The organism is Sphingobacterium sp. UBA7855 (assembly GCA_002500745.1).
In the GTDB taxonomy this organism is placed as follows: Bacteria; Bacteroidota; Bacteroidia; order Sphingobacteriales; family Sphingobacteriaceae; genus Sphingobacterium.
This window is the reverse complement of the sequence record DLST01000006.1, coordinates 181,083-196,539: the sequence shown is the minus strand read 5'-3', so window position 1 is coordinate 196,539 and position 15,457 is coordinate 181,083. Positions and strand designations below refer to the sequence as shown.

The 15,457-nt window shown below is 40.4% G+C and carries 10 protein-coding genes; 4 read left to right on the top strand and 6 right to left on the bottom strand.

The genetic code is table 11. From position 1 onward, the window contains the following. Positions 1 to 15: 15 nt before the first annotated feature. Together B2107_RS04650 and B2107_RS04645 are read left to right on the top strand one after the other, a co-directional pair. Positions 16 to 3,207 (top strand): SusC/RagA family TonB-linked outer membrane protein, encoded by a 3,192-nt coding sequence (locus B2107_RS04650; protein ID WP_293953584.1) that lies wholly within the window; start codon positions 16 to 18, stop codon positions 3,205 to 3,207. 17 nt (positions 3,208 to 3,224) lie between these two features. Continuing rightward, positions 3,225 to 4,712 (top strand): RagB/SusD family nutrient uptake outer membrane protein, encoded by a 1,488-nt coding sequence (locus B2107_RS04645; RefSeq protein ID WP_293953582.1) that lies wholly within the window; start codon positions 3,225 to 3,227, stop codon positions 4,710 to 4,712. 59 nt (positions 4,713 to 4,771) lie between these two features. On the opposite strand, the gene B2107_RS04640 is transcribed toward B2107_RS04645, so the two are convergent. The 6 genes from B2107_RS04640 to alaS all read right to left on the bottom strand — a co-directional run bounded on the left by B2107_RS04640 (position 4,772) and on the right by alaS (position 13,295). Then, positions 4,772 to 6,175, bottom strand: coding sequence for a M14 family zinc carboxypeptidase (locus B2107_RS04640; protein WP_293953580.1), 1,404 nt, complete (start codon positions 6,173 to 6,175; stop codon positions 4,772 to 4,774). Position 6,176: 1 nt separating this feature from the next. Continuing rightward, on the bottom strand, positions 6,177 to 7,232 hold the full coding sequence (locus B2107_RS04635; RefSeq protein ID WP_293953578.1) for a S66 peptidase family protein: 1,056 nt from the start codon (positions 7,230 to 7,232) through the stop codon (positions 6,177 to 6,179). Positions 7,233 to 7,243: 11 nt separating this feature from the next. Beyond that, positions 7,244 to 8,581: a dihydroorotase gene (locus B2107_RS04630; RefSeq protein ID WP_293953576.1), complete on the bottom strand. Its 1,338-nt coding sequence runs from the start codon at positions 8,579 to 8,581 to the stop codon at positions 7,244 to 7,246. 142 nt (positions 8,582 to 8,723) lie between these two features. Beyond that, positions 8,724 to 9,419 (bottom strand): response regulator transcription factor, encoded by a 696-nt coding sequence (locus B2107_RS04625; protein ID WP_209579101.1) that lies wholly within the window; start codon positions 9,417 to 9,419, stop codon positions 8,724 to 8,726. A 103-nt stretch (positions 9,420 to 9,522) separates the two neighbouring features. Then, on the bottom strand, positions 9,523 to 10,620 hold the full coding sequence (locus B2107_RS04620) for a TlpA family protein disulfide reductase (RefSeq protein WP_293953574.1): 1,098 nt from the start codon (positions 10,618 to 10,620) through the stop codon (positions 9,523 to 9,525). A 59-nt stretch (positions 10,621 to 10,679) separates the two neighbouring features. Further along, on the bottom strand, positions 10,680 to 13,295 hold the full coding sequence (gene alaS / locus B2107_RS04615; RefSeq protein WP_293953572.1) for an alanine--tRNA ligase: 2,616 nt from the start codon (positions 13,293 to 13,295) through the stop codon (positions 10,680 to 10,682). Between the two features lie 421 nt (positions 13,296 to 13,716). Here alaS and B2107_RS04610 point away from each other — a divergent pair, with 421 nt between their 5' ends. After that, positions 13,717 to 14,565, top strand: a complete 849-nt coding sequence (locus B2107_RS04610; RefSeq protein WP_293953570.1) for a universal stress protein — start codon at positions 13,717 to 13,719, stop codon at positions 14,563 to 14,565. 12 nt (positions 14,566 to 14,577) lie between these two features. Beyond that, entirely contained in the window at positions 14,578 to 15,420 is an 843-nt protein-coding gene (locus tag B2107_RS04605; RefSeq protein WP_293953568.1) for a universal stress protein, read from the top strand. Positions 15,421 to 15,457: the final 37 nt, after the last annotated feature.

Here is a 15,457-nt window from a genome sequence, read left to right as displayed (position 1 = left end):
TCAATTCAAACTTTTATGAAACAACATGTGCTCACAACGTTGTGTCTCATAGCCTGTAGTTCGATGCAGTCTTTATATGCACAACAGATCCAAATTGCCGGTAAAATTACGGACAGTAGTGGAAAACCAATTAGCGGAGTTACAATAACCGTAAAAAGCGCTGGCCAAGGGACTTCAACAAATGAAAACGGCCTGTTTACCTTAACCACAAACGCCAATGCGATATTAAGTATATCTGCTGTTGGTTATAGCCCACAAGAAATTCAGGTCAATGGACGCAAAACGATCAACATCACCCTAGCCGGTAATGAGCAAGCCCTGGATGAAGTTATGGTCGTGGCCTATGGTACTGCAAAAAAAAGTACCTATACGGGATCCGCTGCTACAGTGAAAGCCAAAGACATCGATAATGTACCAGTCACTTCATTCGAAGGGGCTCTCAGTGGACGTGTTGCCGGACTTACGGTATCGACTCCCTCTGGCCAGGCTGGATCTACACCAAGTATTCGTATTCGGGGTATTGGCTCAATGAATGCCTCCAATGAACCGCTATATGTCATTGACGGAGTACCGGCCAATTCCGGATCCGGGGGACAGTTGGGCGATTACATCTACACCTCCAATAATGTCATGGGCAATTTAAATCCCGATGATATTGAAACCATTACAGTACTAAAAGATGCGGCAGCATCTTCTTTGTATGGTTCAAGGGCAGCAAATGGGGTGATCTTAATTACGACAAAAAAGGGAAAAGCTGGCAAACCGACAGTAAATTTCAAGACATCCCTTGGCTTTACGCCAACTTGGGCGACAGACAACTATGAACCTGCCTCGCCACAGGACCAAGTGAATATGTTGTACCAGATATTTTACGACTACCGCACCTCAAACGGAAAAACAGAAGCGGAGGCCAATACCTATGCTTTAACCCAGCTGAATAATAAATTCAACAAACACGGTTATCGCTTCGAAACAAACGGTAACGGTCGATACGACAATGTAAACATCCTCGGAATGACCGATGGTATCGAAAATCGAGAAGGTAAATATTACGATTGGGACAAAGCACTATTCCGTACCGGAATTTTCCAAGACAATAACCTTTCGCTTTCTGGCGGAACTGATGCAACAAAGTACTTCTCTTCCATCGGTTATACCACCGATAAAAGCAGGATTAGAGTCAATGATTTCGAACGTATATCTGGCCGTCTTAACCTCACACAAAAAATTGTAGACAACCTTGAATTTGGCACCAATATCAACATTGGACACAACAAGAAAAAAGGTTTTAATGACACCAGAAATACAGGCTCCAATTACTTCCTCCAATCCAGAAATCTTTTGTGGCCTTTGTATTGGCCGACAAACTATAAGACTGGAGAAGATTGGACCGATAGGTATGGTAGTTATGCATACAACGCCGATTATTATGATAAACAATGGGACAACAGTTCCAAAACAAACAAATTGGGTGTCATTAGCAACTTGACTTGGAGTATCCTCCCGAGCTTAATCGCCAAAACGGTATTTTCTTATGACTACACAGATATGAAAGACTACCTCTATTATAGTGCTAAACATTTTAATGGGGTTAGTGATGGTGGAGTTGTCAATCAGTTTAATACCAATATGCTGAAATTGGTGAGTTCAAACACGATCAATTACAGTAAGTCCTTCGATAAACACAGCCTGAACTTACTAGCTGGATTTGAGGCCGAAAAAAATAAAACAGATTTTATGCGCACAACAGGAAGAGGTCTGGGCTCTGCGGAACTTCCTTACATCTCCTCTGCGGGTAAATTTGAGGCCAATGCGTATAGTTGGGGTTATAATCTGATGTCGTTTCTCGGAAGAGCAGAATACAACTATGACAATGCGTATTTTCTTGCCGCTTCCTACCGTCGCGATGGCTCTTCCAAATTGGGACCTAAAAACAGATGGGGCGATTTCTGGTCGATATCAGGTGCCTATAGTTTAAAAAATCTTCCATCGCTGAAAGAAAACGAAGCAATCAGCACACTCCGGCTTAAAGCATCTTACGGTGTGAATGGAACATTACCAACCGATAATTTCGGATGGAGAAGACTGATATCCTTCAACAACTTCAATTACAAAGGTCAGCCTGGTGGAAATTTGGTATCTAATCCGGACCCCGATATCACCTGGGAAACATCGTATACCACAAATGCTGGCCTAGAATTTGGCTTTCTGCAAAATAGGATCACAGGATCGGTAGAATACTTTAATAGAACTTCTAAAAACCTATTGCAGGACGTACCCACATCACAAACAACCGGATTTAGTACAGTATTGAGAAATGTAGGCCAAATCAACAATAGAGGCCTAGAAATTGACCTGACTGGCGATATCCTTAAAAAGGAAAATTTTAGATGGAGTGCCAATGTAAATGCTGCATTTGTTACTTCCAAAGTTCAAAAACTAAACGATAATCAGGATATCATCTGGTATGATCCGACAGGATCAGTGGGAAATGACACAAAAGGAAGTGGAGACGTGCGAGCGCAATTTATCTATCAACAAGGACAATCCACTTTAGCATTTTATGGCTACGAATGGGCCGGTGTAGATCAAAAAAATGGTAGAAACGTTTATTATACCAACAACAATAAAACAGGAGAGGATATTTTTGATTACAATGGACGTAAGGCGACCTATGATTTTGATCAGGCAAGCTATACGATTATTGGCAACGGTGTTCCAAAAGTCAGCGGTGGTCTAAATACAGATTTTGAGTATAAAAATTTCAATTTAGGCTTCAATTTCATTTATAAAATTGGTGGAAAACTTTATGATGGCGCATTCAAGGATGTCGCTGACGATGGTTATTACTGGGAACGAATTCGTTCTGAATACGCATTTGAGCACATGTGGACAGACAATAATACGGGAGGAACACTCCCAAAACTGGACGGTAATGACCTGACAGATCCGCAAAAATATAGTTCAAGGCAATTGCATGATGCGTCCTTCCTCAGATTAAAAAACATCAATTTTGGTTATAGACTACCTAAGAGCATATTGAACAAAATCGGATTTAGCAACGCACGAGTTTATTTTAATGGTACGAATCTGTTAACCGCATCCAAATACAAGATTGCAGACCCCGAAGTCGGTCAGTATGCGACGCGCGGATGGGAAACCCCTATTGGGAAGACCTATACATTTGGAATTGAACTCGGTTTTTAATACTTAATTTTTACATCATGAAAATAATTAAAATATCCATTATAGCAGCTGCTCTATTGACGTCATTCAGTAGTTGCAAAGATTTCTTAGATGTCGAACCTGGGAATTCAATCGATGCCAACACAGGCTTAAAAAGTGCAAGCGATGCCAGAAACCGAATCAATGGTCTAAGTCGCCTTATCGCCTCATCGAGTTATTACGGCCGAAATTTTGAACTGTATGGCGAGGTTAAAGGAGGAGATCTAACGGTTTACTCGCAAGGACGAGGGTTAGATCAGTTATACTCCTTTAATCAAGATGCTGAAACCAACAACTTCTCTGGCTTCTGGTCCCAAATTTATTATTGTATCGCCCAGACAAATGATGTTTTAGAGAAAATCGAAAAAGTCGATGCAGCATCCAAAGCGCAATATGCCAATGCACAAGGACAATTACTGACGTTACGCGCCTTATTCTATTTTGACCTCGTCAGGTTATACGGTAAATCCTACACGCAGGAGAAAACAGCCAGCGGGGTGCCAATCGTCGTCAATTCATCTTCTTATAACAATAAACCGGGGCGTGCTACAGTAGATGAGGTGTATACACAAATTCTAAAAGATCTGAAGACAGGCCAAGAGCTACTCAGCACGAACAAAAAGCCCGATAACGGCTACATCAACTACTATGCAAACCTAGCTATCCAAAGTCGCGTATATCTGACCATGGCAGACTATGAAAATGCTTATCAGAAAGCGAACGAGATTATTGCGGACAATGTCTATAAATTGTATGAGAATGAAAAATGGGCGAGCTCTTGGACAACTATGTATGGCAGCGAATCGATCTATGAACTCGGCATCAACGAAGGTGAAGCAGACCTTGGCACAGCGAGTTTAGGCTATTATCTCATGCGGAGAACCGGAGGTCAGGGCGGCATGTTCTACGCCAGTGATTATTACCTTAACCGATTAAAAGAGGATACCGGTGATATCCGTTGGGCCATTTTAGGTCGCGATGAAAGTTCAGCTACCCGTATGGGAGCAGTTTATAAAAATTTAGGCAGTGTCAATACCAATACGTCGCTCCCACTAAATTCGCTAGGCGATAAAGGAAACACCAATAACACAGCAGTCAATATCAAGGTCATCAGGCTGTCGGAGGTTTATCTTATTGCAGCTGAAGCAGCGTTAAAAAAACCAGCATCAGATCCGACAAAAGCGGCGACATTGTTAAATGCCATTAGCAAACGTTCTCCTAATCGCGCCGCATATACGGCTGTATCGATCAGTGAGGAGGCGATCCTAAACGAAAAGAGTAAAGAACTGTTTGGCGAAGGGCATCGTTATTGGGATATGATCCGTCTAAATAAAAAGATCACTTTCAATGATGATTTCCAGGGCTTAACGATCAAAACACGTCCAAGGGAAATTGATCGAACGTTTGACAAAACGCTATTACCCATTCCTCAATCTGAAATAAACGCCAATCCGGCTTTACAGGATGAACAAAATCCAGGATACTAATTTCCTAAACAAGAAGGTCATTAAAAATGACCTTTTTTGTTTAACACACCACCAAGCAATTAGTACAGTCTATTTTTATGATGTAGTTCATGGTGACTAACAGCAAGGTCCAAAAGATAGCCGTTAATAACGGCATAACGCATTTTTTCATCCGTCCCAATAAAAAAATTAGCTGAAGAATCGAGTTTAAGCGAACTTTCAAGCAGGAAACGCTCGCTGGACACAATGTTCATTGGAAGCTGGTGCAGTTGACCCGCAGCGCCACAGTCTACCACATGGACGGCAGCAATACCCGCACTCAAAAGATTTTGAATAAAACGGACATTCAATTGGTCCCAACGAAGCGACTTATCATATTTCTTGGCAGGAATGAATTTAAATCCAGAAACATCAATATCCACATAACCATAAAAATCTTTCAAATCGCCAATGTCTACTATTGCTCCTTCCACATAATAGTCAGTCCCTACTGTCTTTTCCTGCTGTCGAATGGCAACGTCTACAACGACTTGGTTTCCTTGCCGCTCAATCGTCAGATTCCGCAACACTACATCGTGAAGTTTTTCATCATTGAAGGGTATATATTCGTAATCGGCAATCGCATATTGTGCAAAAGATTGGTCGGCAATTTCCTCAAATGCTTTGAGCAATGCTATAAAATTACATTTTCTGACTTCCATTTTTTCAGTATCACCCGCATAAGCTCCTGACTCAATCAAGATCGTCCTTGCCCCCCATTGTTGAAAATTATCGCCAAATCCCCGCGGAGTATGCTCATCGTCATACTTTGCTACCGCATTGGGTATAAATTCCTGAAGAATCTTATTTATACCGACAATCACCCGCATGGCGTCTCCCCGGGTTTCATTGATATTACGCGCATCATCATAGGCGGGTGCCAATAGGGAAATGGTCACCGGTGTGTTTGTTCCGGGAATGTTATAATAATTGTTTTGGTTGTGAAGATTAAAGGCAAAATCAGGCTTTACCAACATGGCTTGCTTTTTTAATAAGGCGGCTTCCACTGTTGCTGTTGCTCTGGCATCTCTGTTCATATCTACATCCATTGCAGTGCGCCGTTGAAAGCGTTCAGCGCCGTCAGGATTTAGCATAGGAATAAAATACAAAGTCACTTTGGATTCTATGTGATGCCTATAAGCATTAAAACCATCATCTTTGCCCTTAAAAAAATTAAACAGATCAAACATTGCCATGGTTGCTGTAGGTTCATCACCGTGCATTTGAGACCATAGCAGTATCTTAATTGGTCCTTTTCCGTACTGCAATCTAAAAATCGAACGACCTTCGGTAGAAGCCCCAATTTCCGCAATAGCAAAACGTTCAGATCTCCCGATATTTTCTACTAGCGGTAAAATATCGGCATGCTTAAATCTTCTATGCATCAAAGCCTTTTCTCTATAAAAAGAAAAGGCTTTGATGAAATCTTCTTTTACTAATTTCATTTTAGTCTTTTAGTGCGGGCTCCATTAAGGCAATCGTTCCTTGCGCAGCATCTAAACGAACTTTTGCTCCTACTGGCAAAATAAATTGCTCCGCAATATGCCCAATGACAGCTCCTGTATAAGCCGGTATTTTTAATGGTTTGATATAGTCGTTGAATAATTGGTCAAGTGTTACGGATCCATATCCCCCAGATGGTTTACAATCGGTACACTTTCCAAAAATAAATCCTTTGATTACGCCCAGTATACCAGCATTTTTCAACTGGCAAAACATGCGATCGACACGTTCCATATCTTCGTCGACCTCTTCGATAAAAAGAATGGCGTCTTTAAAGCTTGGCAGATAGGATGAACCACACAAGCCGGTCAGTACGGTCATATTTCCTCCCAGCAATATTCCCTCTACTGTACCAGGATGAATAGTCGTAATTCGGTCTTTGGTCTGTACAATGTTATCACCTTTCGATTTGGGATTCGCAAATATCGACGGCTTGTTGGCTACAAACTGCGCATTGAAAGCTTCTGCCAGCTTATTTGTCCAGGTGCTGATACCAACCGCACCGTGAAATGTCACCAGCCCCGTTTTGGCATGCAATGCCAAAAGTAAGGCTGTAATGTCCGAATATCCCAATAGAATTTTGGGATTATTGGCGATCAGCTTATAATCTAATCTATCCAAAAGACGGGATGTCCCCGAACCTCCCCGGATGCAGACAATCGCATTGACATGCTTATCTGAAAACATATCGTGTATATCTGCTATACGCTCCTGATCTGTACCCGCCAAATTACCGTATCGACTGCGTATATGCTTCCCCTCTTTGATTTTAAAGCCTAGCGTTGTAAATACTTCACCTGTAATGCGAATTGACTCCTCATCATCCAACACACCAGCCGGAGTTATTAACCCTATGGTATCGCCCAATTTTAGTTTCGTAGCAAGTAAAGCAGCTTGACCGAACAATTCATGTTGATCTTTCCCTGACTGTGTCATTCCTAACATAGGAATTGACAATCCACCTAAAGCGATCGACTTTATAAAGGCTCTTTTCTTCATTATGTTAAATACTATCGGTTGAACAACAGACGTTCTCCAGCTCCTTTTTCAATCAGTTGTCCACTCGAGAAAGCAAGTTTACCCGACACGAAAGTATGTTCGATTGTTGAGCTAAACGTATGTCCTTCAAAAGGCGACCACCCGCATTTTGACAGGATATTAGCTTTCGATACGGTATACGGCTTGTTGAGGTCGACCAATACTAGGTCTGCCCAATATCCCTCACGAATGTAACCTCTATCTTCAATTTCGAACAATGTAGCCGTATTATGTGCAGACTTTTGCACCAATTGTTCCAGGGTCATTTTTCCGGCTTTGACCAGATCGAGCAAAGCTTGCAATGCGTGCTGCACAAGGGGACCTCCACTTGGCGCGGAAGCGTAGGGCTGAGATTTTTCCGCTAGGGTATGCGGAGCATGATCTGTCGCGATCACATCAATATAACCACCCAATACAGCTTTTAAAATCTGGTCGCGATCATTCGCTGTTTTAACCGCTGGATTCCATTTGATAAAATTACCTTTTGAGGCGTAATCCTGGTCCGAAAACCACAGGTGATGAATACACGCTTCAGCGGTTATTTTTTTATCTTTTAATGGAATATCATTCGTAAATAATGCAATTTCCTTGGCAGTTGATATATGAAGGATATGCAAACGCGTATGGTATTTTTTTGCCAGTTCGACAGCTTTTGAGGAGGATAAGTAACAGGCCTCTTCAGAACGAATAAGGGGATGCATCTCAATTTTCAGTCCATCCTCGCCATATTTTTCTTTAAATAAAGCCAGATTGGCCTTTATCGTCGCCTCATCTTCACAATGCGTAGCTACTAAAGTTGGAGCATTCGCAAAGATCCCTTCCAATGCTCTTTCATTATCCACCAACATATTTCCAGTAGAGGATCCCATAAAAACCTTTATGCCACACACATCCTTCGGATTCGTTTTGAGTACCTCCTCAAGATTATCATTGGCCGCTCCCATAAAGAAAGAATAATTTGCCAGCGCATTTTTCGCTGCAATATCATACTTATCTTGAAGTAATTGCTGCGTTAATGTGTTTGGAACCGTATTAGGCATTTCCATAAAGGAGGTGGTACCTCCGGCCACCGCTGCGCGGCTTTCATGCCATATATCCGCTTTATATGTTAATCCGGGTTCCCTGAAATGAACTTGATCATCAATGAGTCCAGGTAATAAATGTAGTCCCTCCGCATTGATTTCCTGATCAGCAGGATGGTTTATTTCCTGAGCAATCATTTCAATTCGACCATTGCTGATATATACGTCAGCAACCTCAACTTTACCTTCATTAACAAGTTGTGCAGATTTTATAAGAATAGATGACATGTTGATTTTTTACTTTGCTTTAGGTCAAAAGTAAAGATTTGTAACCGTGATATCAAATGATCTGGCGAAAGAGTTCGATGCCTGACGTAGGATGTCTTTGCCAAGGATTGGAAAAATAAGAAAGAGGCCTGAGCCTCTTTCTTTATTCTTTATCAAATTTGTATCCCACACCTTTTACTGTGGTTACATAATCGTCTCCTATCTTTTCGCGCAACTTGCGGATATGGACGTCAATCGTGCGATTGGTTACTACAACAGAATCTTCCCAGATACTCTTTAAGATCTGCTCACGTGTAAACACCTTATTTGGCTTTGATGCCAATAGATATAATAACTCAAACTCTTTCTTCGCGAGAACAATCTTTTGTTCACCTTTGTAGACCAAGAATGAATCCCTATCAATAACCAAGTCGGAAATTTCAATTTTATCCTGAACAGAGGCATCCGATTCTTCAGTGGCATTTCTCCTTAAGATAGCATTGATGCGACTCATTAAAGCACGGGGCTTAATTGGCTTAGCAATATAATCGTCTGCACCAACGTGAAATCCAGCAATCTCCGAATACTCTTCGCTTCTAGCCGTTAAAAACACCATGAATGTGCTTTTAAATTCAGGCATCGCGCGCATGATGCGACAAGCTTCAATACCATCCATTTTGGGCATCATCACATCCAAAATGATCAGGTCAGGATTTACCTGTTTGGCAACGTTGATCGCCTCTTCCCCATTTTGCGCTGTAGAGACCTGATAACCTTCACGATTTAAGTTGAATGCAATTAAATCCAAGATATCCTTTTCGTCATCAACAATTAAAATCTTTTGTTTCGAAGAACTCATTTGTCTTATTTTTTTTGCTAAATTATAAACAAAATGATAACAATCAGTTAACCCTATGTTACCAAATTATTAAGTAATATGCTATTTAACAATAACACAAGGATTACTTAATTGTTTTCTTCAAAAACGTCTCCAGCTCCTCTCCGCGTAGGTTTTTCGCTATAATAATACCGTTCGGATCTAAGATATAGGAAGTAGGTAAGGCTTTAACCCGGTAATCGATAACAACCGGCGAGCTCCAAGCTTTCAAATCAGATACATGTGTCCACGCCAACTTATCATCTTCGATAGCGCGCATCCATGAACCAGGATTGTCGTCAAATGAAACAGATAATATGTCAAAACCTTTACCATGATAGGCCTTATACAACCGAACAAGATTAGGGTTCTCTTGACGACAAGGCATACACCACGAAGCCCAAAAGTCAATCAACGTATATTTACCTTTAAAACTAGACAACTTCACCTCTTTATTGGTTGGTGTAAAGGATATCAGTTCAGGAGCAGGTTGCCCAATCGCCATTTTTTTTAGCTTTTGGGTTTCCTCTTTAAATTGGGTTACGTACCTATTCTCCGTAAATTCATCCTTTATTTTATCGGCATAAGCAATAATTTCACTTTCGGCAACTTCGGGATCTAAGGTGGAGATAGCATAAAATCCAGCCAAATCATTGTGTCTATTCGAAAAATCGACCGCTTTCTTCGTATATGTCCGTAGGACCTCTGCAAATTTGGCTTTATATTCTGCACGAATCTTTTCAATCTCGTCTGCTGTCGAATTTGAAGTTAGCTTTGCAAATACCGTTTGCAAGGAATCCTGCACATAATCGCGATAATTCCGTTCTTTGGCAAAGGGCTGTATTGTTTTTGACAATTCAGAACCTTCCACCTGGTAATCATTGACATCCTTATGAAGATCCGTATTAAAAGTAATGGTTTCCCCAGGGGAGGCGATCAAATCATAGCGATTTTTACCTACCCGCAAAGATAATAATCTGGACTGGCTAGCAGGTCTTACAAACTGAAATTTGTTATTGTCGCCAAAAAACATAGAATCGAGTTTTGTATCCCCTTCATATAACGAAATAACTTTGACATTGCCAGGATTTTCGACATTTCCTGCAATGGTAAACTGCTCCTTATTCTGGCAACTCATCATCAAACCAACTATTCCTACCGCAAAAAAAACTGCCTTTTTCATCCGTTTAATTTTATTTGTTAATACCAATGCTTAATAGCCTTATTTCACTGTCCCTAAGTTTATTTTAAGAAGTCTATTGCTCGCGCAATTGCCAGCTTTAATCCAGCAGGATTTTTGCCTCCAGCTGTCGCGAAGAAAGGCTGACCACCGCCCCCTCCTTGAATATCCTTAGCTAATTCTCGAACAATTGTACTTGCATTTAATCCTTTTTCTTTAGCCAATTCATCGGATAACACAACAGTCAAGCTTGGCTTACCATCAAACTCAGCACCTATAACTAAAAACAAGTTCGTAACCGTACCTTTTAACGCATAAGCCAACGTTTTCACAGCCTCAGCATTTGGAAGATCAACAATCGTCGACAAGAAATTAATTGGTCCGACCTGCTGGATCTTTGCTTCCAAATCAGACTTCAACGCTAACGATTTTTCCGTGATACTCTTCTCGACTTCTTTCTTTAAGGCACCATTCTCATCGATGATTTTACCGAGTGCAGATACAAAATCCTTTGGATTATTCATGAGCTCTTTCAGGTGATGAACCAATTCGAAATGCTCACGGATAACCGATGCTGAGCGCGTTCCAGTAATCGCTTCGATACGGCGGACACCAGCAGCCACAGCAGATTCGGAAACAATTTTAAAAAATCCGATCTGACCCGTTGCTTTGACATGTGTCCCCCCACATAGCTCTTTGGAATATTCATCTTCAAAAGTAATCACACGCACAAAATCACCATATTTTTCGCCAAATAGCGCTGTAACACCCGAATTGAGAGCCTGTTGGTACGGAACATTTCGTTCTTCCTTCAACGGTATATTTTCGCGAATCTTAGCATTGACAATATCCTCTACCTGCTTAATCTCCTCGTCGGTCATTTTCGCAAAATGAGAGATGTCAAAACGTAAAGTATCCGCGTTGACCAATGATCCCTTTTGGTTCACGTGATTTCCCAATACCTGTTTTAACGCTGCATGCAATAAATGGGTAGCCGAGTGATTGTTTTCGGTATCGGTCCTTTTGGCTTTATCAACCTGAGCTACAAATGTACCTTTCAATTCAAGTGGTAATTTGTTTGTGAAGTGAACAAATAGCCCATTTTCCTTTTTCGTATCTGTGATATAGATCTTCTCACCTGTCGATTCCGAAATCAATTCCCCAGAATCACCTACTTGTCCCCCACCCTCAGCATAAAATGGGCTAACTGAAAGCACCAATTGGTATTGCTCTTTATTTTTTGCTACAACTTTACGGTATTTAACAACCTCAGTAACGGCAGTTAATGTATCATACCCTACGAATTCAAATCCTTCATCTTCATTGACTTCAATCCAATCACCTGTATCAATCGCAGTGGCAGCGCGAGAACGATCTTTCTGAATTTGAAGTGCTCTGTTGAAACCTTCCATATCGACAGTTAGACCTTTTTCACGTGCTAACAATTCCGTTAAGTCGATCGGGAATCCGTACGTATCATAGAGTTCGAAAGCAAAATCCCCCTCAATGACAACATTATTCTCCACATAATTTTCAAATCGCTGCACGCCGGTGGATAAAGTTCTAAGGAACGAAACTTCCTCTTCTAAGATCACTTTCTGTACAAAATCCTGTTGTTGAATCAATTCATCGAATACACCTGCGAACTGAGCCGCCAATCCAGGAACAATTTCGTTAATAAAAGGAGTTTTAAAGCCTAAAAATGTATACGCATAACGTACTGCGCGGCGTAAAATACGGCGAATCACATAGCCTGCTTTATTGTTGGATGGCAGTTGGCCATCGGCAATTGCAAAACTTACTGCACGGATATGATCAGAAACTACGCGCATGGCAATATCTGCTTTTTCATCTATACCATATTTTATACCTGATTTTTCAGCAATAAAATCGATAGTAGGGGTAAATACGTCGGTATCATAATTGGAGGTCTTACCCTGTATGCATCGCACCAAACGCTCAAAGCCCATTCCCGTATCGACATGTTTAGCGGGGAGCGACTGAAGCGAGCCATCTTTCAATCGATTAAATTGCATGAATACGAGATTCCAGATCTCAATGACTTGAGGGTGGTCTGCATTCACCAAACTCTGTCCGGACGTTTGTTTGCGCTCTTCTGTGCTGCGCATATCAAAATGGATTTCGGAACAAGGCCCACAAGGTCCTGTCTCCCCCATTTCCCAAAAATTATCTTTCTTGTTCCCAAGAAGAATTCTATCTTCGCCAATCCATTCTTTCCAGAAATTGAAAGCTTCCATATCACGCTCCAAGCCTTCTTTGGCATCTCCTTCAAAAATAGTCACATACAGACGGTCTTTGTCTAACTTATAAACAACTGTCAATAGTTCCCAAGCCCAAGCGATCGCTTCTTTCTTAAAGTAATCACCGAAACTCCAGTTTCCTAACATCTCAAACAACGTATGGTGATAGGTGTCAATGCCGACTTCTTCCAAATCATTGTGCTTTCCAGAAACACGTAAACAGCGTTGAGTATCGGCAACGCGAGGAAATTTAACGGGTGCTTCACCCAGAAATAAATCTTTGAATTGATTCATTCCCGCATTGGTAAACATTAAAGTTGGGTCATTTTTTACAACTACCGGTGCTGAAGGGACTATTTGATGCCCTTTACTTTTAAAAAAGTCCAAAAAGGCCTGACGAATTTCTCTACTTGTCATTTAATTATCTAAAAATATGTGCAAACTTACTCAAAATTGATAGGTTATGCAATGTAGAATTCCATATATTGACCTTGAAACGACCGTTTTCTCTTAACGACGAAAAGTGCGACTTTGACTTTTCAAACAAAAAATTCAGACGCTAACATTCAGCGAGTTAAGACATACCAATTTAATTGGTGACAGCAATCACAAATTGATATTAAATATAACATTCTAAAAGTGTTATTCGTTATTCATATTTGTGCAAAGCTTCTTCACTTTCACATGTAAAACGATAAAAACTATTTGACTTGAGGTCATCCACAATTACATTTGTTTTATTACATTTGATACTAAAATAGGGAATTGAATATACTTTCAAGCACATTCCCTAGTGCGAGATAAATAAGATTAGATTTTGTAGATTAAATTCCTTCTAATGAAAAAAAACATTCTACTACCGGTAGATTTTTCTGCTCATGCGATCAATGCTATTAACTATGCGGTGCACCTATGTCTGGAAAAGGGTTATGCCCTCCACCTTTATCACAATTACACCTCTGCTTCTGCGGTGTTCGAGGAAGAAAACAGCCCTAATGATGCAAATTCTCCCGTATTTAAAGCGGATATCCTTATCAAAAGTCTGGCAGAATCAATAAAGCTACAACATCCCACACTTGAAATATCTACACAATGTGAGCGAGGAATGATTACAGAAACGCTACCTGAACTCGCTACTCCTGATCAGTTTGATTTTTTAGTTATGGGCACTAAGGGCATCACCAATGAGGACAGTAAGCTTATTGGCAGCACCACGTATGTCATTAGCAAAAAAGCCAAAATACCTGTATTGGCCATTCCAAACGAAGCACATTATACACCGATAGATACTGTCGGCTTACTGTCCAATTTTAAAGAAGAAGAGATCCATACAGTAAAAGATTTTGTCAATATTATCGGTAAAGATTTTGAGTTGAAACTTATGCATGTACACTACGATCACTCATCAGAAAATAGAATTGAGGATAAGCTTGAAGTATGGAAATATAAGATCAAAAAACATATCGGCGTCACCAATATTGCAATCGAAGTTGATTCAATTCAAGGCGATATTGAGGATCTAGATACAGTTCCAGAAGTCATTAACGAGATGATCCATAACGAAAAGATCAAAGTGCTATTAGTGACAAGATCGAGAAAATCATTCTTTGAACGTGTCTTTTCGCGTTCAGTCGCAAAAGCATTATTTAGCCATCCGTTAGTCCCCATATTTTTCACAAAAGCATAATACCTTATAGCCATGTCTAAACTATTAATACCTGTCGATTATTCCGAAAATGCACGAGTTGCGGCATTTTATGCAGCACAAGTGGCTACCATGTCAAATCATGAGATCACACTCTTTCATTCGTTCACATCACACAGCAATAAGTTTGCAAATGCGAAGCATTTAGTAGACCCTACGGAGATGGAAGCTCATCAAAAAATGGAGAAGCTTGTAGCTGAACTTCTACAAGAATATCCTTCACTTAAAATTTCTACCTTATTTGACAACGGTATTTTGGCCGAAACACTGGAAAAACAAGAGATAAAAGAGACATACCAAACGATCATTATGGGTACAAAAGGAGTTACAGGACTCGAATCTGTTTTGATCGGAAGTAATACTTATGATGTTATTAAAGAGTCCAAAATCCCTGTTTTAGCTGTTCCAAAAAATGCGATAAAGCTCAAAAAGGATACCATTGGTTTGTTAACAAATTTCAAACCTGGCGAACTTGAAGTGCTCAAACAAGCTATTCCGTTATATGGCAAAGACTTCCATCTTCAACTGATTCACATTAATAAAAATGAACTGGAAATCAAAGTATTAGGAAAAAAACTAGAAAACTGGATCGAAGAGATTATTAGTGAAACTGGCATTGAAGACATTTCATACATTGTCAAATCGCCTAGTTATTTTGCGGGTTCTCGAGAGAATGTCGCTAACGGTATTCATACCATTATCAGGGACGAAGACATTGATGTTATTTTGATTACAAAAAGTAGGAAAACTTTTTTTCAAAACATTTTTACTGAAAATATTGTTAAGCATCTGGCTTTTGAAATTGAAGTGCCAAACTTCTTTGGGCGTGTAGAGTAACCAAATAATTTTTGGCAAATTTATTGCAAGGGTGTTC